This window comes from Burkholderia sp. E168m22, assembly GCF_001319805.1.
In the GTDB taxonomy this organism is placed as follows: domain Bacteria; phylum Pseudomonadota; class Gammaproteobacteria; order Burkholderiales; family Burkholderiaceae; genus Burkholderia; species Burkholderia orbicola.
On record NZ_BBSK01000096.1, the window covers coordinates 24395 to 47702 of the forward strand.

Annotated in this window: 16 protein-coding genes; 10 read left to right on the forward strand and 6 right to left on the reverse strand. The window is 67.5% G+C overall.

The features are described from left to right. Window positions 1–148: 148 nt before the first annotated feature. The 4 genes from AP428_RS21640 to AP428_RS21655 form a co-directional block, all read right to left on the reverse strand. Complete coding sequence (locus tag AP428_RS21640) at window positions 149–3562, reverse strand: DUF2126 domain-containing protein (protein ID WP_011547953.1); 3414 nt, start codon at window positions 3560–3562, stop codon at window positions 149–151. Between the two features lie 92 nt (window positions 3563–3654). Continuing rightward, window positions 3655–4662: a transglutaminase family protein gene (locus AP428_RS21645; RefSeq protein ID WP_011694704.1), complete on the reverse strand. Its 1008-nt coding sequence runs from the start codon at window positions 4660–4662 to the stop codon at window positions 3655–3657. An 8-nt stretch (window positions 4663–4670) separates the two neighbouring features. After that, window positions 4671–5612: an alpha-E domain-containing protein gene (locus AP428_RS21650; protein ID WP_011547955.1), complete on the reverse strand. Its 942-nt coding sequence runs from the start codon at window positions 5610–5612 to the stop codon at window positions 4671–4673. Window positions 5613–5676: 64 nt separating this feature from the next. Continuing rightward, window positions 5677–7092: a circularly permuted type 2 ATP-grasp protein gene (locus AP428_RS21655; RefSeq protein WP_023477240.1), complete on the reverse strand. Its 1416-nt coding sequence runs from the start codon at window positions 7090–7092 to the stop codon at window positions 5677–5679. Window positions 7093–7680: 588 nt separating this feature from the next. Here AP428_RS21655 and AP428_RS21660 point away from each other — a divergent pair. From AP428_RS21660 to AP428_RS21705, 10 genes are all read left to right on the forward strand, one after another. Continuing rightward, window positions 7681–8676, forward strand: coding sequence for a LysR substrate-binding domain-containing protein (locus AP428_RS21660; RefSeq protein ID WP_011547957.1), 996 nt, complete (start codon window positions 7681–7683; stop codon window positions 8674–8676). 632 nt (window positions 8677–9308) lie between these two features. After that, complete coding sequence (locus AP428_RS21665) at window positions 9309–9734, forward strand: hypothetical protein (protein ID WP_011547958.1); 426 nt, start codon at window positions 9309–9311, stop codon at window positions 9732–9734. A gap of 67 nt (window positions 9735–9801) precedes the next feature. Continuing rightward, entirely contained in the window at window positions 9802–10578 is a 777-nt protein-coding gene (locus AP428_RS21670; RefSeq protein WP_011547959.1) for a hypothetical protein, read from the forward strand. Between the two features lie 104 nt (window positions 10579–10682). Beyond that, entirely contained in the window at window positions 10683–13313 is a 2631-nt protein-coding gene (pgaA, locus tag AP428_RS21675; protein WP_011694703.1) for a poly-beta-1,6 N-acetyl-D-glucosamine export porin PgaA, read from the forward strand. 13 nt (window positions 13314–13326) lie between these two features. After that, window positions 13327–15420: a poly-beta-1,6-N-acetyl-D-glucosamine N-deacetylase PgaB gene (gene pgaB / locus AP428_RS21680; protein WP_011547961.1), complete on the forward strand. Its 2094-nt coding sequence runs from the start codon at window positions 13327–13329 to the stop codon at window positions 15418–15420. Further along, window positions 15417–16688 carry a poly-beta-1,6-N-acetyl-D-glucosamine synthase gene (gene pgaC, locus AP428_RS21685; RefSeq protein ID WP_011547962.1) on the forward strand — a complete coding sequence of 424 codons (1272 nt, stop codon included), beginning with the start codon at window positions 15417–15419 and terminating at the stop codon, window positions 16686–16688. The genes pgaB and pgaC overlap by 4 nt, the downstream gene beginning before the upstream one ends. Then, complete coding sequence (locus AP428_RS21690; RefSeq protein ID WP_011547963.1) at window positions 16666–17154, forward strand: hypothetical protein; 489 nt, start codon at window positions 16666–16668, stop codon at window positions 17152–17154. Before pgaC ends, AP428_RS21690 begins: the two co-directional genes overlap by 23 nt. Before the next feature lie 118 nt (window positions 17155–17272). Then, complete coding sequence (gene glmS / locus AP428_RS21695) at window positions 17273–19096, forward strand: glutamine--fructose-6-phosphate transaminase (isomerizing) (protein WP_011547964.1); 1824 nt, start codon at window positions 17273–17275, stop codon at window positions 19094–19096. Then, the gene (locus tag AP428_RS21700; RefSeq protein ID WP_011547965.1) at window positions 19093–20361 is read left to right on the forward strand and encodes a hypothetical protein; all 1269 of its coding nucleotides are present in this window, start codon (window positions 19093–19095) and stop codon (window positions 20359–20361) included. The genes glmS and AP428_RS21700 overlap by 4 nt, the downstream gene beginning before the upstream one ends. 289 nt (window positions 20362–20650) lie before the next feature. Continuing rightward, the gene (locus tag AP428_RS21705) at window positions 20651–21487 is read left to right on the forward strand and encodes a cytochrome c (protein WP_011547966.1); all 837 of its coding nucleotides are present in this window, start codon (window positions 20651–20653) and stop codon (window positions 21485–21487) included. 33 nt (window positions 21488–21520) lie between these two features. On the opposite strand, the gene AP428_RS21710 is transcribed toward AP428_RS21705, so the two are convergent. Together AP428_RS21710 and AP428_RS21715 are read right to left on the reverse strand one after the other, a co-directional pair. Continuing rightward, the gene (locus AP428_RS21710) at window positions 21521–22777 is read right to left on the reverse strand and encodes a Zn-dependent hydrolase (protein ID WP_011547967.1); all 1257 of its coding nucleotides are present in this window, start codon (window positions 22775–22777) and stop codon (window positions 21521–21523) included. Then, the gene (locus AP428_RS21715; protein ID WP_011547968.1) at window positions 22770–23294 is read right to left on the reverse strand and encodes an L-2-amino-thiazoline-4-carboxylic acid hydrolase; all 525 of its coding nucleotides are present in this window, start codon (window positions 23292–23294) and stop codon (window positions 22770–22772) included. The genes AP428_RS21710 and AP428_RS21715 overlap by 8 nt, the downstream gene beginning before the upstream one ends. Window positions 23295–23308 lie beyond the last annotated feature (14 nt).

The window sequence follows — 23308 nt, forward strand, 5'->3', positions numbered from 1 at the left end:
GGCCGCGCACGCGCGCCGCCATTCGGGCGGCAAGCCGCGGTGCGGAACCGCAATCTGCCCGCATCCTAGCATTCCGGCGGCGCCGCGACCGGCCGGTGGGCCCGGAGGTCGCGAACCGCGCATCGTCGTCCGCCCCGTCATCGATCGTTCACGGCCGCCGCAAGTCGAGCGTGAACGGGAATTCGCGGCTCGGTGAGGCAGCCGCGACGTCCATCCGGCCCGGCGTGTGCCCGATCTCGACGAAGCGCGCGAGCCGGCGGCTCTCGGCCTCGTACGCATTGACCGGGAACGTCGCGTAGTTGCGCCCGCCCGGATGCGCGACGTGATACCGGCAGCCGCCGAGCGAGCGCTGCAGCCACGTATCGACGATGTCGAACGTGAGCGGCGCGTGCACGCCGATGGTCGGATGCAGCGCCGACGGCGGCGACCACGCCTTGTAGCGCACGCCCGCGACGTATTCGCCGACGGTGCCGGTCGGCTGCAGCGGCAGCGCGCGGCCGTTGACGGTCACGACGTGCCGGTTGTCGTTCAGCCCCGTCACGCGCACTTCGAGCCGTTCGACCGACGAATCGACGTAGCGCACCGTGCCGCCAGGCGCGCCCTCCTCGCCCATCACGTGCCACGGTTCCAGCGCGCCGCGCAGCGACAGTTCCATCCCGTTCACCGCGATCTGCCCGAACAGCGGGAAACGGAATTCGAAGTGCGGCGCGAACCACGCCGGATCGAACGCGAAACCGGCGTCGCGCAACTCGGCCAGCACGTCGTCGAAATCCATCTGAAGAAATTCCGGCAGCATGAACCGGTCGTGCAGCGCGGTGCCCCAGCGCGTGAGCGGCGTCGTATACGGCGCGGCCCAGAAGCGCGCGACCAGCGCGCGCAGCAGCAGTTGCTGCACGATGCTCATCCGCGCATGCGGCGGCATCTCGAACGCGCGCAGTTCGAGCAGGCCGAGCCGGCCGGTGGACGAATCGGGCGAATACAGCTTGTCGATGCAGAACTCGCTGCGGTGCGTGTTGCCCGTGACGTCGATCAGCAGGTTGCGCAGCACCCGGTCGACGAGCCACGGCGGCATGTCCTGCCCGAACAGCAGCTTGTTGCGCTGGATCTCCGCGAACGCGATGTCGAGCTCGTAGAGCTGGTCGTTGCGCGCCTCGTCGACACGCGGTGCCTGGCTCGTCGGCCCGATGAACAGCCCCGAGAACAGGTACGACAGCGACGGATGGTTGTGCCAGTACGCGATCAGGCTCGCGAGCAGATCGGGGCGGCGCAGGAACGGGCTGTCGGCCGGCGTCGCGCCGCCGAGCACGAAGTGGTTGCCGCCGCCCGTGCCCACGTGCCGCCCGTCGACCATGAACTTCTCGCTGCACAGCCGCGACTGCCACGCGGCGTCGTACAGGAATTCGGTGTGGTCGACGAGTTCGTCGAAGCTCGCGGCCGGATGGATGTTCACCTCGATCACGCCAGGGTCGGGCGTCACCTGCAGCAGCTTCAGCCGTGCGTCGCGCGGCGGCGGATAGCCTTCGAGCACGAGCTTCACCCCGAGCGCCTGCGCGGTCAGCTCGATCGCGCCGAGCAGCTCCAGATAATCCTCGAGCGCGGCAAGCGGCGGCATGAACAGGTACAGGATGCCGTTGCGCACTTCGACGCACAGCGCGGTGCGCGTGATCCACGCGGCCGATTCGAAGCGCTCGGGGCGGCGATGCGGGTCCACGGCGCCCGGTCGGCCGCGCGTGGCGGTGCCATCGTCGCGCCACTGCATCACGGTCTGCGCGGACGCTTCGCGATGCACGCCGGACAGATAGCGCGGCGCATCGGCCGGGCCCGCGTAGCGGGCACGCATGGCAGCGGCGTCCGGCAACGCGTCGCGCGGCGCGAACGGATCGCGTTCGACGAGATACGGATGGTCGCCGCGGGCCGCCCACGGCAGCGAATCGAGCGGCAGCCGATAGCCCATCGGCGAATCGCCCGGCACGAGGTACATCCGCTCGTCGCGGAAGAACCACGGGCCCGTTTGCCAGCGCGGCCCGTCGAGGCCGGGCGTGTCGTCCGTGCGCTTGACCGGCAGCACGTAACCGACCACGCTGTCGAGCTGCTGCTCGAACACCTTGCGCAGCCGCGCGCGTTCGAGCTCGTCGTCGAGGCGCGCGTCGAACGGATCGACGTTGACGGGCAGCCGGCGCTCGCGCCACAGGTAGTACCAGACGTCCTCGTAGCCGGGCTGGATGAATTCGCCGGTCAGGTTCAGCCGCGCGGCGAGCGCATCGATGAAGCGCTTCGCGTCGCCGGTCGTGTACGCGGACGGATCGCGCTCGTCGGCGAACAGCGACGGATCACGCCACACGGGCTGGCCGTCCGCGCGCCAGAAGATCGACAGCGCCCAACGCGGCAGTTGCTCGCCCGGGTACCACTTGCCCTGCCCGAAATGCAGGAAGCCGCCGTCGCCGTATTCGGCGCGCAGCCGCTGCACGAGTTCGGTCGCATAGCCGCGCTTGGTCGGGCCGAGGGCATCGGTGTTCCACTCGGCGCCGTCGCGATCGTCGATCGATACGAAGGTCGGCTCGCCGCCCTGCGTGAGCCGCACGTCGCCGGCGGCCAGCGCGCCGTCGACCTGCGTGCCGAGCGCCAGCACGGCGTCCCACTGCGATTCCGTATACGGCTTCGTCACGCGCGGCGATTCGTACACGCGCGTCACGCTCATCTCGTGCTCGAACGACACCTCGCACTCGTCGATCAGCCCCTCGACCGGCGCGGCGCTGGTCGGCTGCGGCGTGCACGCGAGCGGAATATGCCCTTCGCCGGCGAGCAGGCCGGACGTCGGGTCGAAGCCGATCCAGCCGGCGCCCGGCAGATAGACCTCGCACCACGCGTGCAGGTCGGTGAAATCGACCGACGTGCCGCTCGGACCGTCGAGCGATTTGACGTCGGGCGTGAGCTGGATCAGGTAACCCGACACGAAGCGCGCGGCAATGCCGAGATGGCGGCACAGCTGCACCAGCAGCCACGCGCTGTCGCGGCACGAGCCGGACGCGAGCTCGAGCGTCTGCGCGGGCGTCTGCACGCCGGGCTCCATCCGCACGAGATAGCCGATGTCGCGCTGGAGCTGCTGGTTCAACGCGACGAGGAAGTTCGTGGTGCCCGCCGGCGTGCGGTCCACGCCGTCGAGATACGCGCGAAACAGCGGCGCGGCGCTCGTCTGCGGGTCGCATGCGAGATACGGCGCGAGCTCGGTCTTCAGCGCGTCGTCATAGCTGAACGGGTATTGCTCCGCGCTCGCTTCGAGGAAGAAGTCGAACGGGTTGTACACCGACATCTCGGCGACGAGATCGATCGTGATCTCGAAGTGCTCGGTGCGCTCCGGAAACACGAGCCGCGCGAGATAGTTCGAGAACGGGTCCTGCTGCCAGTTGATGAAGTGTTGCGCGGGCTCGACTGTCATCGAATACGCGAGGATCGGCGTCCGGCAATGCGGCGCGGGCCGCAGCCGCACGACCTGCGGGCCGAGGTTGACGAGCCGGTCGTAGCGATAGCGGGTGGTGTGATGCAGCGCGACGTGGATGGACATGGGAGCTCGAGTCGGGTTGGGCCGCCGCGCACGCCGCGTCGCTGTCGACGCGGCGGCCCGGCATGGCGGATGCGGCGAAGGCGCGCCGCGGGTCAGACGAGTTCCGGCGTCTGCACGACGCTGATCTCGACGCCGACGGCCGTCGCGCCGAGCCCCGTCACCGGCTGCGCGTCGCGATGGTCGAGGCCGACCGCGATGCGCACGTAGCGTTCGTCCGGGCAACGGTTCATGAACGGGTCGAAGCCGACCCAGCCGAGCCCTTCGACATAGGCCTCGGCCCATGCGTGGCCGGCCGGCTGCTGGGACAGCGCCGTGGCTTGCGGCTGCGCGCCGAGCGCCGCCGGCGACTGCCCCTGGGATTGCGACTGCCCTTGCGACTGCGACTGCGATTGCGCGGCATGCGACGCGCCGAGCACCTGCTGCATGCCGTCGCCGCTCTGCAGCGCAAGCGCTTCCTCCTCCTCGATGTCGCCCGCGTTCTGCTTCGCGTCGGCGATGCGCTGCATCGCGCTGTCGGCCAGCACGTAGCCCGAGATGTAGCGCGCGGGGATCTTCAGCACGCGGGCGGCCGCGATGAACGCGTGCGCATGGTCGCGGCTCGTGCCCTCGCCGCTTTGCAGCGCGGTTTCCGCATCGACGGCGGCGTCGGCCGCCACGTTCGGCGCGTACGCGATGCGGCCGTGCACTTCCGTCATCAGCCAGTGCAATGCGTCGAGGCCGTGCGGCTCGATCGGCAGCGCCTGAGCGAGCTCGCGCACGGTCTCGCCCGCCTTCGTGAGCGCGGTCTCGCGCTCGAAGATCCACGGCGGCGCATAGCCTTCGGGATTCCCGATGATGCCCGCGCGGTCCTGCGTTTCGACGACGCCGGCCGCCACGACGACGATCTCGGCCTTCGCGCCGCGATCGTGGCGCACGAGATCGATCCGGTTGCCTAGCCCGTCGGCGTAAGACAGCGTCGGCTCGACGCCGTCGATCGTGACCTGCCACGCGCGCACCGTCTGGCCGGGGCCCGACTGCGGGCGCAGCCGCAGCCGTTGCAGCGCATGGCTGGCTTGATCGTCGAACTGATAACGCGAAATGTGTCGAATGGCGAGTCGCATGGCAAGTCTCAGTCGAAGTTGTAAGCCTGGGCGATTTCGAGCCCGAGGCTGTTGTTGCGGCCGATGAAGTCGGTTAGGAACTCGTGCAGGCCGCTCTTGAAGATCCGCTCGACCGAGGTATCGGACAGCAGTTGCAGAATCTTCGTGGCCGTGTCGTGACACGGGTGTGTCACGCCGTAATCCTTCGCGAGCAGGTTCAGGCTCGACACGACGCGTCCGTAGCAATAGCGCAGCGAACGCGGCATGCGGCCGTTCAGGATCAGGTAGTCGGCGATGTTCAGCGGCTTGTACTGCACGTCGTACACCCAGCGGTACGAACGGTGCGCGGCGACGCAACGCAGGATCGTCTCCCATTGGTAGTTGTCGAGGATCGTGCCGACGTGCGACACCGACGGCAGCAGCAGGTGATACTTCACGTCGATGATCCGCGCGGTGTTGTCCGCGCGTTCGATGAAGGCGCCGATCTGCGCGAAATCGAAGATCTCGTTGCGCAGCATCGTGCTGTAGAAGCTGCCGAGGATCAGCGCGGTTTCGCGCTTCACTTCGTCGAGCACGGCCGGCAGCTCGCTTTCCGGCACCGGCTGCGCCAGCGCGCGCCGCAACGCGAGCCACGCGCCGTTCACGCTTTCCCACGCCTCGCGCGTGAGCGCCGTGCGCACCATCCGCGCGTTCGAGCGCGCGGCCTCGATGCACGACAGCACGCTCGACGGGTTGTCGCGGTCGCGCAGCAGGTAGTCGGTCACGGTATCGGCCGCATACGCGTCGTATTTCTCCCGATAGCCGTCGTCGGCGCCCGAGCTGACGAGCACCGACGACCATTCGGCCGGCGCGTCGGCCGTGCGCGTGAGCGCCATCCGCAGCCCGGCATCCACGATGCGCGCGATGTTCTCCGCGCGCTCGATATAGCGGTACATCCAGTAGAGGCCGCTTGCAGTACGTCCCAGAAGCATCTCGTGTCCACTCCGTCTTCGTTCGGTTCGCGCGCCGGCTCCGGCGCGCGCGGTCGTGCCCGGCTCAGTCGGCCAGCACCCAGGTGTCCTTGGTGCCGCCGCCCTGGCTCGAGTTGACGACGAGCGACCCTTCCTGCAGCGCGACGCGCGTGAGCCCGCCCGGCGTGATGCGGATCCGGTCCGACACCAGCACGAACGGACGCAGGTCGACGTGGCGCGGCGCGAGGCCGGCGTCGGTCAGGATCGGCGTCGTGGACAGCGCGAGCGTCGGTTGCGCGATGTAGTTCGCGGGACGCGCGCGCAGCTTCGCGGAAAATGCCTCGAGTTCGGCCTTCGACGCGCACGGCCCGACCAGCATCCCGTAGCCGCCCGAGCCGTGCACTTCCTTCACGACCAGTTCGTCGAGATGCGCGAGCACGTACTTCAGGCTGTCGGCCTCGCCGCAGCGCCAGGTCGGCACGTTCTCCAGCAGCGCCTTGCGGCCCGTGTAGAACTCGACGATCTCCGGCATGTACGAGTAGATCGCCTTGTCGTCGGCGATGCCGGTGCCGGGCGCATTCGCGATCGTGATGTTGCCCGCGCGGTACACGTCCATGATGCCGGCCACGCCGAGCACCGAATCCGGGCGGAACGTCAGCGGATCGAGGAACGCGTCGTCGACGCGGCGGTACAGCACGTCGATCGGCTGGAAGCCTTCGGTCGTGCGCATCGCGACGCGCCCGTCGATCACCTGCAGGTCGCTGCCTTCGACGAGGTGCACGCCCATCTGGTCGGCGAGGAACGAATGCTCGTAGTACGCGGAATTGTGGATGCCGGGCGTGAGCACCGCGATGGTCGGGTTGTCGGCATTGCCGCCCGGCGGGCACACGGCCGCGAGCGACTGGCGCAGCATCTGCGGATAGGTTTCGACCGGGCGCACCTTCACCTGCTGGAACAGCTCGGGGAAGAGCTGCATCATCGTTTCGCGGTTTTCCAGCATGTACGACACGCCGGACGGCGTGCGCGCGTTGTCCTCCAGCACGTAGAACGCGTTCTCGCCGGTGCGCACGATGTCGACACCGATGATGTGCGTGTAAACGTTGCCGGGCGGCCGGAAATCGATCATCTCGGGGATGAACGCGTCGTTGTGCGCGATCAGGTGCTTCGGCACGATGCCCGCGCGCACGATTTCCTGACGGTGGTAAATGTCGTCGAGGAACGCGTTCAGCGCCATTACGCGCTGCTCGATGCCGAGCGACAGCCGGCTCCATTCCGCCCCCGAGATGATGCGCGGGACGATGTCGAACGGAATCAGCCGCTCGGCGGCCTCCGCGTCGCCGTAGACGGCGAACGTGATGCCCGTCTTGCGGAACACGCCTTCCGCGTCGTGGGCCTTCTGGGCGAGGCTCGCAGGATTCTGCGTGTCGAGCCATTGCTTCAGGCGCGCGTAAGGCGCCCTTACCATGTCGCCGGATTGCAGCATTTCATCGAATGGCTTCATCGATCTTCTCTCCATCGATCGTTTTCCCCGGCATTGCGCATGCCGGACCGGCGTACTGAATGCTTTGCAAGGAACGTGCCTTGCTCAATCTGCTCGATATCCCCCCGTTTTTCGCGCCGCGTCAGGCATGCCTGCGCGGCATTACGCACCACAACGGTGCAACCTCGGACGCGCCGGGCGCTTGCGGTGCGCCGCGAGCGTGCACGATCGATGCTGCGCCGCGTCCGACGAACATAGTTCTCCCACGTGTCACGGATGTGCAATCTGCACTGCACCAAAAGCGGCGAGCCGACGCCCCCGAAACGACCATGAACGGGTAGGCCGGCACGCACACGGCGCAGCCGGCCTTGGGGGAAGTGCCGTCCAGGCGGGCCCGGACAGTCCGACGCGATGAACTGTCCGGTTAACCGGTCCGGCCCCTCAACGCTATGCAGCCGTAATCCCGCCGACAACGCCCATGCATATTTCGACTGACACCGATCGAAAAAAAACATCGGCCCGAGCGGCGCGATGCGCGGTACGCTAGAACGTTGGTGCAGCAGACGGCGCCGCCTTTCAGGCGCCCGACTATAAAAAGCGAAGATCGAAATGGAAGCAAAGTGGCTGGAAGATTTCCTGAGCCTTGCGGATACCAAGAGCTTTTCCCGGGCCGCGCGTCACCGGCACCTGACGCAGTCGGCGTTCAGCAGGCGAATCGCCGCGCTTGAAACCTGGATGGATGCGAAGCTGGTGGACCGGAGCATCAATCCGGTCGCGCTGACGCCGGCCGGCCAGATGTTCCGCGGGCTCGCCGCGGACATCCTGCGCAGCATGTATGCGGCGCGCAATCTCGTGAACGGCTACGACCAGTTCGCGGCGAGCGACCAGGTCGTGCGCTTCGCCGTCGCGCATACGCTGGTGTTCACGCTGTTTCCCGAATGGCTCAAGCAGCTCAATAGCGAGGTCGGCCACGTCACTGCCCGCGTCAATGCGGTGAACGTGCCGGAAGGCGTGCAGCAGCTGGTCGAAGGCGAATGCGACCTGCTGCTCGGCTATCACCATCCGCAGTTGCCGATCGTGCTCGACCCGAACCACTTCCCATTCGTCAGCCTCGGCGTCGAGCGGATCCTGCCCGTGTCGTCGCCCGACGCGCGCGGCAAGCCGGTGTTCCAGCTGCCCGGCACGCCGGATGCCCCGCTGCCGCTGCTCGCGTATTCGTCGGGCGCCTTTCTCGGCAACATCGTCGAGATGCTGCTGCTGAATGCGACCGAGCCGTACGTGCTGCACCGGTGCTTCGAGACGCACATGTCCGAGGCGCTGAAAGGCATGGTCGTGGCCGGGCACGGCATCGGCTGGCTGCCGGAAAGCTGCGTCGCGAAGGAGCTCGCCGACGGCACGCTCGTGTGCGCGGGCACCGGCGACTGGATCACCGAACTCGAAATCCGCCTGTATCGATCGGCGCGCAAGCGCGGGCTCGCGGCCGAGCAGCTGTGGGCCTACATCATGAACCGGCCGCGCGCGGCGATCGACGGTGCGATCGGTACTGAAGAAGCGGCCGCGCCGGCGATGCGCAGCGCACGGCGAAGCGCGGGCGGCAGCCGCTGATGGCGTATTCGCGCCGTGGATATCCATGGCGCGAATACGCGTTCTCCCGATAGCAATCGATAATCCCGTCGGACTCCGTAAAATCCCTCAACAGCTCTTAATCGATTTTCAGAACACGCAAACGTTTGCGATTCATGTCGTATTTTTTACTGTTTTCCGTATTAAGTAAGAATAATCGGCCCGCTTTTCCAGACAGAAATACCTTGTTACACAAGTTTCGATTTACCTGTAACTGACGGAATCATCAAAAACGTCGCACCCTCATTTCATGATGTGCGATCTGTATCCGGATCTTCATCGATTCGCCTTGAATACAGGCGCAATAGTTTCTTTTATCAGTCGTTATCTTTCGGCACGAACGTCGATACCTCCGACGTAATCCAAAGCGTGCTCGATCATCGCTACCGAGTAGCAATTTTCATGTTCGGCAATATCGCCTTTATTCAGCATTAAGCGATCCTCATAAATGCTTCTTTATCCTATTTAAATAGGATCTTTTCTCTTGTCCCATTCGGGCCACACGCGGTTGTTGGTTCAAAAACCATCGTGTATCAATAGCGTGTCGCAAAAAGAACGTTGGCAAATTCGACTCGGGGTCGATGCGCGTCATCGATTCCGGACGGGAGATTGCAATGTCACCCTCGCTTCGACAGCAGGCTCGCCCTTTCCTGAGCGTCGTGCTTTCCACGCTCTGCATGAACGCCATGGCCCAGACACCGGCGGCTCCGCCGCCGGCGTCCGGTCCGGGGGCAAACCGGTACGTGATTTCGTATATCTGCGGCGACGCACGGATCGACGGTACCGCGCCGCTTCCCCCTGACGGACGCCCGTACAACCTGGGCGTGTCTTTCTTGTCCGGGAGCACCGGGCAGCCCCTGTCCAACGTGCAGGTGCGCCTGCGCCGGCATGGGCGCGTGCTCGTCGAATTCAACGCCCCGGGATCGCGCTGCCTGTTCAGCGTGCCGGATGCGAGCTATCGGGTCGAGGGAACCTATCAGGGAGCCACCCAGTTCGCGATCGTCGAGACGGGCACGCTCACCACGCAGTTGCGATGGTGAACGTCGCGTCGCGCCGCCCCGCTCCGATCGCGTCATTCGGAGAACGCATCGAATCAAGGAGTCTTGAATGCGCCGTGCAGAACGACCGGACGGCTCGCCCGCCCGTCAGCCGAAACCCTCGTGGGGTCCGGGAAAGAATGCGGCGCTCAGCGTCGCTGCATTTGCCGCGATCTTCGGTGCCTTCGCGTACGTCGAGCGAGACGCGAGGATCGGCCATGCGAGCGTGACGCACGATATCGCCGGCGTGATCGGAACCGCCGTTGGCAACTACCGCAAGCTCATCGTGGCGGCGACCGGCGGCGCGTCCGGCACCGAGGCGCCCGTCGCGCCCGCCGGCTCGACGTCGACGGTCGCGCAGGCCGGGCCGGTGACGCCTTCGGCGTCGGCCACGCCGGCCCTGTCGGCCGCGGCCGAACCGGCCGTGCCGGCCGTACCGCCGCAAGCGGCGACAGGTTCGGCCACGCAACACCCGCGCCCCGCACACGTGCCGCCGACCCGGCTCGCGGCCGCCCCGCACGCCGCGTCGACCGGCAGCCGCACGACGCGTCCGGGCGATGCGCACCGGACGTCACGTTCGCAGGCGCTGGCGCGCACGAGAAAACATCCCGACCCCGGGCCGAGACTGCAACCTCAGTCGTATATCGCCGGCACGGCGCACATGGAGGCCACCAGCGTCACGCACGACGAAGTGGAAGGTGCCCGCGCTCTGGCCAGGGCGCGCTGGTGCGCACGGATCGACGAATGGAGCTGTGTGGAGCAGAACGCGAGCCGTGCACTCGCCATCGATCCGACGAACAGCGAATCGCGCGCGTTGCTCGGACAAGCGGTCCGCAACCGCCTGTGAACCGACCGGATGCCGCCGGGCCTCGCCGCCCGGCGACGCGATAGCCGGCGAAGCACGCCGTCGGGCGTGCAACCGATGTGATCGTTTCAAAGTGAGGAGACATCGTGGCTAACAATCGTCAACAACAATGCACCACCGTCGTTCCGCCGAACCGGCGGGTCCTCCTGCATGCGCCGTTGCTGTGCCTGCTCGTCGCGTCCGGCCCGTGCCTTGCCGCCGAAGGCGACGCGAAGCCGCGCGACGCGAGTGCAATCTCCGGCTCCCATGGTGCGCCGGATGCGCTGCCGCCCGACCTGCAGCCGACGGGCGCGTCGACGCAGGCCGCCCAAGGTTCGGGCACGCAGCCCCCTCATGCGCCGACGCCGATCGCACGGGCCTCGGATGCGTCGATGCAGATCGCACAGGCGAGCCCCGCGATGCCGACCACCGTCGTCGTGGACCCGGATGCAGCGCAGCCGGGTGCTCCGGTGCCGGACGCAACCGCGTCGAATGCACCTGCGCCGGCCGCGCACGCGCCGAATGCGCCGATGCTGCTTGTGCAGGCATTCGACACGGTGCCGCCGGATGCGCCGGCACCACGCGTGCCAACGTCGGATGCACCTCAACAACTCGCCCAAACCGCGCCCCCCGCACCGCCGGCTACGCCGACGCTCGTCGCGCAGGCATCCGGCACGCCGATGCCGAACTCGCCCACGCCCGCGGCCCAGCCGCCTGGCGTCGAGCCGCCGTCGTCCCGGCAACCGGGTTCACAGTCACCGGGCGCGCAGCTCCCCGGCGAGGCGATCCAGCGATCGCAAGGACCCGACGTCGAGGCGCCGAATGCGCAGGCGCCGAATCTTCGCACCGCCGACGTCGCGACGGTGCGCAACGACGTGTTCGGCCTCGCGGCCAGCGGCGGCGCGGTCAAGGCGCTCGACGAAGCGAAGGCCCGGCCCGATGCATTCTCCGCCGTCGACATCGCGCAACTGGAAGAACTGTCGATTCGCCAGCAGGTGCGCGGCGGACGCGACAAGTCGCGTTCGATGACGAGTTCGGACCGCTTCGACGGGCTCGACAACGCGCTGCGCGCCGCCGACGACCTCGACAAGCGGATACCGGCCACGCCGGAGTACACGCCGGTCCGCACGGCGCTCGCCGGTGACCGGGTGGTCGCCCTCGCCGCACGCGGCGACATGAAGGCGGCCGTCACGACGTTCGAGACGATTCCGTCCAACGCGGAGATCTCGATCGACGCGCTGGCGGCCGTCGGCGATGCGTACCTGTACCTGAGCGAGCCGGCCAAGGCGAACACCGTGTACGCGCGGGCGTTGCAGCAGGCCACCGCGTCGCCGACCGATCGCGCGACCCGCGGCTTCCAGTATGGCGCCCGCACGCAGCCGATCGAGCTGCGCGAAGGGCTGTTCTGGTCGTACGTCGACCAGGCGCGCGCGCCCGAAGCGAAGCAGGTGCTCGACGACATGGAGAAGTCGCTGCCGCCGGTCAAGCAGGTGACCAACGTCGGTCCGGGAGAAAGCGACTATCTGCGCTACTACCGGCTGCGCGCGCAGTACCTGATCTTCACGGGTCACGTCGACCAGGGCATCGCCGCCCTCGAACAGCTCGAGAAAGAGGTGCCGTTCAACGCCGAGGTCCGTGCCGCGCACGCCGACGCCGTGTCGGGCCAGTCGCATCCGCGCCAGGCGATCTCGATGTATCGCGCATCGCTGACCGATCACCCGGACAGCGTCGAGATGCTCGCGGGCCTCGGCCGCGCATCGCTCACGGCAGACGACTACGCGACCGCGAAGACCGTCGATCAGACCCTGGGCAACACGTTCCCGGACAGCGGCTCCGTGCGCAGCTTCAAGCGCGACTACAACGCCTACCGCAGCCCGGTGTTCACGACCGACCTGAGCTTCGAGCACGGTAACAGCGCACTGGCCGACAACAGCTTCACGTCGGACAGCTACATCTATTCGCAACCGTTCGGCGACAACTGGCGGATCTTCTCGCATACGTTCTTCGGCCATGCGCAAACCGACGGCGGCAGCGTCAGCCGCACGCGCACCGGCATCGGCGGCGACTATCGGCACGGGCCGCTCACCGTGCTGGGCGAGGTCACGCGTTCGATGGGCGGGGACGGCCGGACCGGCGGTCGCGGGACGATCGCGTACGCGCTGAACGACTACTGGACGGTCGGCGCCGGGCTGGACACCAACGACAACTCGCTGCCGTGGAAGGCGTATGCCGCGCACATCTGGGGCCGCTCCGCGAACGTCGAGGTCGTGTATCGCCAGAACGACCGGCGCGAAGTCAAGCTGAGCTACGGCGTGAGCCGCTACAGCGATTCGAACCTGCACCAGGAGATCGCGGCGACCGCCACGCAGCGCGTGTACACGTCCGCGAACCAGCTCGTCAACGTCTCGCTGAATCTCGGCACCGACAGCAACACGCGCCAGGACGCGCCCTACTTCAGCCCCGGTCGCGACTACGCGGCCGCGGCGACCGTGATGCATCAGCTGACGCTGTGGAAGAAAGGTGACACGGGGCTGCAACAGCGCGTGTCGGTATCGGGCGGCGTGTACAACGAGCGCGGCTTCGGCACCAGCCCGCTGTGGAGCGCGCGCCTCGAGCACGCGTGGACGTTCAAGCACGACATCACGCTGAGCTACGGCGTCGAGGTCAGCAGCCACGCATACGACGGCCAGCGCGAACGCTCCGAAACCGGCTTCTTGTCGCTCAACCTGCCGTTTTAGCAAGGAGCTCTGAATGCAATCCAGACGGACCTTCATGTGCGGATGCCTCGGCACGTTTGCCGCCTGTTCGCTGTTCCCGGGCGTGACCGGCGCCAAGATGATCGATCTGCTGCCGCCGTCCGATCCGGCCGACGGCAAGACGTTTCGCGTGATCTGCATGCACGACGTGCGCGACAACCTGATGGCGTCGTTCTCGTCGCCGACCGCGATCATCGATCCGTTCGCGGTCGATACCGGCACGCTGACCGCGATCTTCTCGTGGCTGCAGACCAACAACTACCACACCATCACGGTCAAGCAGATCGAAGAGTCGCGCCGCGGCGGCAAGCCGCTGCCGCCGCGCTCCGTGCTGCTCACGTTCGACGACGGCTTCCGCAGCCACTACACGAAAGTGCTGCCGCTGCTCGAGCGCTTCAAGTATCCGGCCGTGATGGGCCTCGTCACCGCGTGGATCGACACGCCGCCGGATACGCCGATCCGCATCAGCGACAAGGTGCAAGTGCCGCGCGACTACTTCCTGTCGTGGGACGAGGTGAAGAAGCTCGGCCAGTCTGAATTCGTCGAGCTCGGCTGCCACACCCACAATCTCCACCATGGCGCGGTCGCGAATCCGCAAGGCAACGAGCTGCCGGCGACCACGTCGCATCTCTACCTGCAAGATCAGAAACGCTACGAGACCGACGCCGAGTTCCACGCCCGCGTGCACGACGACCTGCAGACGTGCGTGCGGCAGATCCGCGAACGCACCGGTATCGTCGCGCGCTCGATGGTGTGGCCGTACGGCGCGGAAAACCAGCCCGTGCGCCAGATCTCGACGTCGCTCGGCATGGACGTCCAGTTCAGCCTCGATGCCGGCCCGAATACGCCGGACGTGCCGCTCGACCGACTGAGACGGATTCTGATGATGTACGACGTCGACATCGGCGGGTTCGAGCGCTCGATGCGCGAACCGGCGTCGAACCGCGGCGACGTCGACGTGCCCGAGCGCACCGTGCAGGTCGATCTCGACCAGGTCTACGATCCCGATCCCGCACGGCAGGAAGCGAATCTCGGCAAGCTGATCGAGCGCATCTACCGGATGCAGCCGAAATCGGTGTACCTGCAGGCGTTTGCGGACCCGAAGGGCACGGGCGTGGCCGAAGCGGTGTATTTCCCGAACCGGCACCTGCCGATGCGTTCCGACCTGTTCTCGCGTGCCGCGTGGCAACTCAATACGCGCGCCAACGTACAGGTGTACGCGTGGATGCCGGTGCTCGCGTTCCGGCCGTCCCCCGACAAGCTCCGCTCGCTCCAGGCCGTGAGCGCGTTCGGCGGTGCGCCGGCTAGAGAGAACGGCACGCGCGTGTTCCGGCTGAGTCCGTTCGATCCCGATGCGCGGCTGATGATCCAGCAGATCTACGAGGATCTCAGCAAGCACGCGTCGTTCAGCGGCATCCTGTTCAGCGACGACGCGGTGCTCGACGACTACGAGGATGGGGGCCGGCATGCGCTGCGCACCTATTCGCAATGGGGGTTGCCGGCCGACATCGGCAAGATCCGCGAGAACCCCGACCTGATGAAACGCTGGACGCGCCAGAAGACGCGCTACCTGATCGACATGACCCGGCAACTCGAGCAGATCGTGCTGGCGCACCAGAACGTCGGCGACGTGCTGACCGCGCGCAACATCTTCGCGATGCCGGTGCTCAAGCCCGAATCGGAAGCGTGGTTCGCGCAGAACTACGACGATTTCCTCGCCGCCTACGACTACGTCGCGCTGATGGCGATGCCGTACATGGAACAGGCGAAAGACCCGGAAGGCTGGCTGGACCAGCTCGTGAAGGCCGTACGCGCGAAGCAGCGTGGGCTGCAGCGCACCGTGTTCGAACTGCAGGCATACGACTGGCACGGGCAGAAGGCGGTGCCGGCCGGCACGCTGCTCGCGCAGATGCGGCGGCTGCGCAGCGAGGGCGCCGTGAATTTCGGCTACTACCCCGACAACTTCCTGAACGGCCAGCCGGAACTCGACGCGATGCGCGACGTGATGTCGCTGAAATCGCGCCTCGACCCCACCTCGATCAACGCGCTGATGCAGATGCAGCACTCGCAGGGAACCAAGACACCATGACCTCCCATAGCCTCATCCAGCGCCTGCAGGATTTCGTCTTCTACTATCCGTTCTTCATGTCGTACCTGTGGATGATCGGCGGCGTCGTGCACTACTTCCTGCTCGAGGAAGGCCGCGAGCTGTCGACGCGCACGATCGCGTCGAGCGGCATCCCGAAGGTGTCGATCGTCGTGCCCTGCTTCAACGAAGCCGCGAACGCGCGCAGCGTGATCGGCCACCTGAACGGGATGCAGTATCCGAACTACGACATCATCGCGGTCAACGACGGCAGCAAGGATCGCACCGGCGAGATCCTCAACGAGCTGGCCGTCGAGATCCCGCGGCTGCTCGTGATCCATCACGCGCGCAACGAAGGCAAGGCGGTCGGGCTGACGACCGCGGCGGCCGTGTCGAACGCGGAATACCTGCTGTGCATCGACGGCGACGCGCTGCTCGCGCACGATGCGATCGGCTGGATGCTCGAGCACTTCCTGACCGACCCGGGCGTCGGCGCGGTGACCGGCAACCCGCGCATCCGCACGCGCACGTCGCTGCTCGGCCGCATGCAGGTCGGCGAATTCTCGTCGATCGTCGGGCTGATCAAGCGCACGCAACAGGTGTACGGCCGCATCTTCACGGTGTCGGGCGTGATCACGATGTTCCGCAAGACGGCGCTCGCCGACGTCGGCTACTGGAGCTCGGACATGCTCACCGAGGACATCGACATCAGCTGGAAGCTGCAATGCCGCGACTGGCGCGTCGTGTACGAGCCGCACGCGCTCAGCTGGATCCTGATGCCGGAGACGGTGAAGGGGCTCTACCGGCAGCGGCTGCGCTGGTCGAAGGGCGGCATCCAGGTGCTGCTCAAGTACGCGGGCACGCTGATGCGGCCGACGCAGATGATGATGTGGCCGCTGTTCGCCGAATACCTGATCGGCATCGCGTGGGCGTACTCGATGACGTTCATCCTGCTGCTCGCGTTGATCGACGTCGTCTATCCGCTTCCGCCGAACTGGCATGTGTCCGTGGTGCCGCACTGGCACGGGATGCTGCTGGTCGCGACCTGCATCCTGCAGCTGATCATCGGCAGCATGATCGATCGTCGTTACGACGAAAAACTCCTGATGTACTTCCTTGACACCATCTGGTACCCCGTCGCGTTCTGGCTGATCAGCATGATCACCACCGTCATCGCCCTGCCCGCCGTCGTGCTGCGGGGCCGTGGCAAGCGCGCCGTTTGGGTCAGTCCCGACCGAGGCATTCAACATGAAGAACGCGCCGATTATTGACCTTTCCCTGCGCGCACCGCGCGACATGATCGCCGAACGCGGCAACATCGTCGGGCCCGTGCTCGTCGCGTGGTTCCGTCTCGTGCGGCCTGCGCTGGTCGGGGGCGTATGGGCCTCGATCTGCATCTATACGTACCGTTACCTGCTGCCGTTCAACGAGGCCGAGATGCCGATCGAACAGATCGTGTTCTACGTGACGAGCATCGCGCTGATCGCCGGCACGATCGTCATGTGGCTGATCGCGGGGCGCGTCGTGCATCCGCTCGCGTACCGGTTGCGGGTGTCGAAGATGCTGCGGCGCTCGGCCAGCGTGAAGGTGCGCTCGGTACCGCCGACCGCGTTCGCGAGCGAGCGCCGGCGCGGCGCGCGACGCACGACGCGCATTCTCGTCGCGTCGCACGATGCGAACGGGTCGATTTCCGGCATCGAGTGGATCGCGCATGCCGAGCCACAACCGCGCGAATGAATCGCCGGAAACGTGCCGCGCCGGGCGCGACGCCTGCCGCGCGACGTGGCACCGCTTTCGACACCGTGCTGGCGCGCGACACGCGCCAGTCGACAACTTCCTGGAGACGAGGTGAATCATGTGCGGAATCGTCGGAGCAAGCGGCCGGAACAATCAAGTGCCGCAACTGGTCAACGCGCTGAGCCGGCTCGAATATCGCGGCTACGATTCGTGCGGCATCGCCGTGCAGGGCGACGGCCGCCTGCGCAGCGAACGCACGTTGAGACGCGTGACCGACTTGCAGGACCGCGTGCTGACGCTCGGCCTCGAAGCGCAGACCTGCATCGCGCATACGCGCTGGGCGACGCACGGCGCGCCATCGGAAATGAACGCGCACCCGATCATGTCGGGCGACACGATCGCGGTCGTGCACAACGGGATCATCGAGAACCACGACACGCTGCGCGCCGAACTGAAGCAACGCGGCTATACGTTCCGCGGGCAGACCGATACCGAAGTCATCGCGCACCTGATCCACAGCCTCTATCGCGACGACCTGTTCGACGCGGTCGTACGCGCCGTCAAGCGGCTGCACGGTGCGTACGCGATCGCGGTGCTCAGTGCGCGCGAGCCGCAGCGCCTCGTCGCCGCGCGCGCCGGCTCGCCGCTCGTGATCGGCATCGGCGCCGAGCAGAACTACCTGGCGTCCGACTGCGCGGCGCTCGGCGACCTGACCGACCGCTTCGTGTACCTGGAGGACGGCGACGTCGCGCTGATCACGCCGGAGCGCATCGCCGTGGTCGATGCGGGCGGGCAGGAAGCGCGGCGCCCGTTGTGCGAAGTGAAGGCGCGCGCGGACGACGCCGCGCTCGGCCCGTACCAGCACTTCATGCAGAAGGAAATCTTCGAGCAGCCGAAGGCGATCGACAGCACGCTCGACGGCATCGACGCGATCTCGCCGGCGCTGTTCGACGCGACGGAAGGTACGCGCGCGCTGCTGTCGCGGGTGAGAAGCGTGCTGCTGCTCGGCTGCGGCACCAGCTACTACGCGGGCCTGACCGCGAAGTACTGGCTCGAAAGCATCGCGGGCGTGCCGGCGCAGGTCGAGATCGCCAGCGAATACCGCTACCGCGACACGGTGGCCGATCCGCGCACGCTCGTCGTCGGTATCTCGCAGTCGGGTGAAACGGCCGACACCATCGGCGCGATCGAGCAGGCGCGTGCGATGGGCCAGGACCTGTCGATGGCGATCTGCAACGTCGCGACCAGCACGATCGCGCGCAACGCGCCGCTGCGGTTCCTCACGCGGGCCGGCGCCGAACTCGGTGTCGCGTCGACCAAGGCGTTCACCACGCAGCTCGTCGCGCTGTTCGTGCTGACGCTGACGCTCGCGCAACTGCGCGGCCGGCTCGATGCGGCACAAGTCGCGACGCACCTGAAGCAATTACGCGCGCTGCCCGATCGCATCAGCCACGCGCTCGCGCTGGAAACGCAGATCATGGGCTGGGCCACGAAGTTCGCCCGCACCGAGAACGCGCTGTTCCTCGGGCGCGGCATCCATTTCCCGATCGCGCTGGAAGGCGCGCTGAAGTTGAAGGAGGTGTCGTACATCCATGCGGAAGGCTATGCGGCCGGCGAACTGAAGCACGGGCCGCTCGCGCTCGTCACGAGCGCGATGCCGGTCGTCACGATCGCGCCGGACGACCGCCTGTTCCAGAAGCTGAAGTCCAACATGGCCGAGGTGCGTGCGCGCGGCGGGCGGCTTTACGTGCTGGCCGGCAATCAGCTCGAGATCGACGCCGACCGCGACACGCACCTGATCCGCGTGCGCGAATCGGGCGACCTGCTGTCGCCGATCGTCAACGTGATTCCGCTGCAACTGCTCGCGTATCACGTCGGCTGCGCACGCGGCGCGGACGTCGACAAGCCGCGCAACCTCGCGAAATCGGTGACCGTCGAATGACGCGACGAACGCGCCCGGTACAGGCGGTCATGCGGCTGGCCATGGCTGCCCTCTGCGGCGCGGGCGGCATCGGCACGGCGTCGCCGCCTGCCTTTGCCGGCGCGCCGGTCGTGCATACGGTCACCGTGCCGAGCACCCCGGCGCCGCAGGACACCGGCGACCCGCGGCGCTTCATGCACGGCATCGGCGTGGCCGACGCCGGTGACGGCAAACGCTGGGTGTTCTTCAGCAGCTCGGGTGTCGTGCCGCGCGGCGCGCGGCGCGGCGGTAGCTGGCCGCATGACGTGTACGTCGGCGAATGGGCGCCCGGCGAGCCGCGCGTGCTGCGCGTGCGCACGTTCATCAGCCGCCCCGAGGCGCAGGAGCCCGTCTCGATCGCGCAGAACGCGCACGGCGACATCTTCGTCACGTTCGAGGATGGCTGGAATACGTCGCAGGAAGTCAGCCAGCGCTACGGCGTCTACCGCCGCGACCTGAAACCGATCAAGCCCTACCCGAACGACGTCGAATCGGGCGGCCACTCGGGTCACGTCGCGACGGTCGCCGACCGCTTCGTCGTGTTCTATTCCGCGGACTGGGTCAACGGCGGCGGGGTCGACAACCTCGGCAGCGGCAACGGCGTCTACCTGAAAACCTACGACGCGGCCGGGCGCGTGCTGAACCATGTCGCGGTCGCGCCGCGCCGCCGCGAGTGGTGGCCCGTGATCGCGGGCTCGCCGCGCAACGCGCTGCTCGTGTGGCAGAAATTCATCGACGGCAGCACGGACGCGACGCTCGAATACGCGATGTTCGACCCGGTCACCGCGAAACTGGACAAACTCGGATCGCTGAACGATGCGATCCAGTACTACGTGTATTCAGCCGCCTATGTGCCGGAGATCGACCGTTTCATCGTCGTCACGACGACCGCGGACGAGCGCGGCGTCGCGATGCTGATTGCGCCGGACGGCCGCCGCACGGCGACGCTCGATTGCCTGCCCGCGTCGGTGCGCGAATCGGGCCTCGGCGTCGTCGGCACGCACGCGTATGTGCCGACCCGCGACGGGCGGCTGCTGACGCTCGCGCTCACGCCGGCGGACATGAAGGTAAGCGGCGTGCAGCGCTCGCCGATTCCGTGGGGCTCGACCGGCATCGCCGGCTTCCCGGCGCGCGGCACGGCGATGCATTTCGTGTCGCTGACGCCGTCGGGGCTGCGCGAAGCCGATTTCGATCCGAAGCAGGACACGCCGATGCCGAAGAACGAAGTGTCGTGTTCGAGTCATTGACGGCGCTCCGGTAACGCACTGTCGTCGTGAACGCGGACTGGCCGCGTGTCTCCCCGTGCCCGTCGTCTTTCCGCCGTCCGAACCACGCCGCGACAGACGACACCTCGCCCACTCGGTCGCCCGGTAGTCGGGCATGCCGTCGTGGGCCTGCCCGACCCCAACTGCCGCGCCTTTCCTCTGCCGAATTCGCCAGCGCCGCCCGTACCGGCTAGACTGTCGCCCGATTCCTTCCATCGGCCGCGGCGTCCCGCCTCCTGCCGCCGCCGGAACGCCCCTTCCCGGAGAACGAATGCTGAAGCGCCAGTGGTTTTCGCTCGTGCTGCTGACGGTTTGCCTGCTCGGGCAACGCGCGTCGGCCCAGTCCACGCTCGAACTCGACACCGACGGCACGACGCGTGCCCTCACCCGCCAGACGTTGCTCGCGCGCGCCGATGCGGCCGCCATCCACGTGCCGCGCGATATCGCCTACGGGCGGCCGATGACGTTCCGCGCGGTGCCGTTCGCCGCGCTGCTCGGCGACACGCCGCTGCCGGCCGACGGCGTGCTCGAAACGCGCGCGGCCGACGGTTTCGCCGCGCAACTGCCGCTCGAGCTCGTGCGCCGCCGCGCGCCGGCCGGCGCGATCCCGTGGCTCGCGATCGAGGACCCGGCCCATCCATGGCCGAAGCTGCCCGGCAAGCAGGTCAGCGCGGGGCCGTTCTATCTCGTCTGGCTCGGGCCGGACGCGTCGTCGGTGCGCGGCGAGCAGTGGCCGTACCAGATCGTGCGCATCACGATCGAATCGTCACCGCTCGCGCGCTGGCCGTCGCTCGCGGTCGACACCGCGTTGCCCGCGAACGACCCGGCCCGCGCGGGCCAGCGCCTGTTCGTCACGCAATGTCTCGCGTGTCACCGCGTCGACGGCGCGGGCAGCAGCCACGCCGGCCCCGACCTGAACACGCCGATGAACCCGGTCGACTACTTCCAGCCCGCCGCGCTGCGCCGCTACATCCGCAATCCGGCGTCGGTACGCGACTGGCCGGGCCGCAGCATGCCGGCGTTTCCGCCCGATCAACTGAGCGATCGCGAACTCGACCAGATCGTCGCGTATCTCGCGTACATGGCGCGGCGCAAGACGGCAAAATAACGCGCGCCATCCATCCGGCCGCACCCGGCGCGCTTACGCTTCCTGCGCGCTCTGCAACACCGCGCGCAACAGCACGTCGGCGCCCGCCGTCGCCCATTCCGGCGTAATCGCTTCGGCCTCGTTGTGGCTCAGCCCGTCGACGCACGGCACGAAGATCATGCCGGTCGGCGCGACACGCGCGACATAGCACGCGTCATGGCCCGCGCCGGACACGATGTCCATGTGCGACAGTCCGAGCGAGCGCGCCGCGTCACGCACCGTGTCGATGCAGCGTGGCGCGAACGGCACCGGCGCATACGTGAAGATCTGCTCGATCCGCGCGCCGAGGCCGGTTTCGTCGGCCAGGCGCGCGAGTTCCGCGCGTAGCGCCGCGTCCAGTTCATCGAGGACCGCATCGTCGGGGTGACGGAATTCCACCGTGAAGAAGCAGCCGCCCGGCACCGTGTTACGCGAATTCGGCCGCGCCTCGATCATCCCGACCGTCGCGCGCGCATCCGGTGCGTAGCGGCGGCCGAGCACTTCGATGAACGAGATCATCCGTGCCGCGCCAACCAGCGCGTCGCGACGGAACGCCATCGGCGTCGTACCGGCGTGCGCGTCGACCCCGGTGAGCGTCACCTCGTACCAGCGCTGCCCCTGCCCGGCCGTCACGACGCCGATCGTCTTGCCGGCCCGTTCCAGAATCGCGCCCTGCTCGATATGCAGTTCGTACGCCGCGTGCACCGGATAGCCGCCAACCGGCTCCGCGCCTGCGTAGCCGATCCGTTCGAGCTCCTCGCCGATCGTCCGGCCCGTGCCGTCGCTGCGCGACAACCCGTATTCGAGCGTATAGACGCCCGAGAACACGCCGGCCGACACCATCGCCGGCGCGAAGCGCGAGCCTTCCTCGTTGGTCCAGATCACGACGTCGACCGGGCGCTCGGTCTCGATGCCCGCGTCGTTCAGCGCGCGCACGACTTCGAGCCCGCCGAGCACGCCGTAAATGCCGTCGTAGCGGCCACCGGTGGGCTGCGAATCGGCGTGCGAGCCCGTCATCACCGGTGCGGCGTCCGGATTGCGGCCTGCGCGGCGCGCGAACACGTTGCCCATCCGGTCGACGCGCACCGTACAGCCGGCGTCGCGCGCCCACCGCACGAACAGGTCACGCGACTCGCGGTCGAGATCGGTCAGCGCGAGGCGGCACACGCCGCCCTTCGGCGTCGCGCCGATCTGCGCCATCCGTTCGAGCGACGCCCACAGGCGGTCGCCGTCGACGCGCGGCATGCGCGCGGTATCGGCATCGTTACGCATCGCCGTTCTCCGGCGCGCGTTGCAGCGCATAGCGAAAATCGCAGCGCTTGCCGCCCTGCATGATCGTGCTGGTGCGCGTGAGCGCGATGTCCGGCGCATAGCCCTGAATGAAATAGCTGTCGCGCGCGCAGCTCAGCAGGTGGCCGATCTCGCCGAGCCCCATCGCGTGATACATCTCCGCATAGCTGCAGCGATGCACGTCGTAGTCGTAGTGCGCGTCGTCCGCGCGCCGCACCTCGACGTCGAGCGCATCGTCCTTCTCCCACAGCACCTGCAGCGCGATGAACGACTTCACGCTCGTGCCGTCCGGCTCCTGCGCGGCGAACGTCCGGCCCGCGTCGACGGCCGCGCCGCGCACGGCCTCCGCGATCACGGCCTGCGCGCGCTCGGCGCCGAACTCGCGCTTCATGATCTCGTAGATCGGCTTGATGATTTCCGCTTCGATGCGGCGCCGCGCGAGGATCCCGAGGCGTGTGTCCTCGGGTGCGGCGGCGGATGTCGGGTGCGCTTCTGTCATGGGGATCGTCCTGG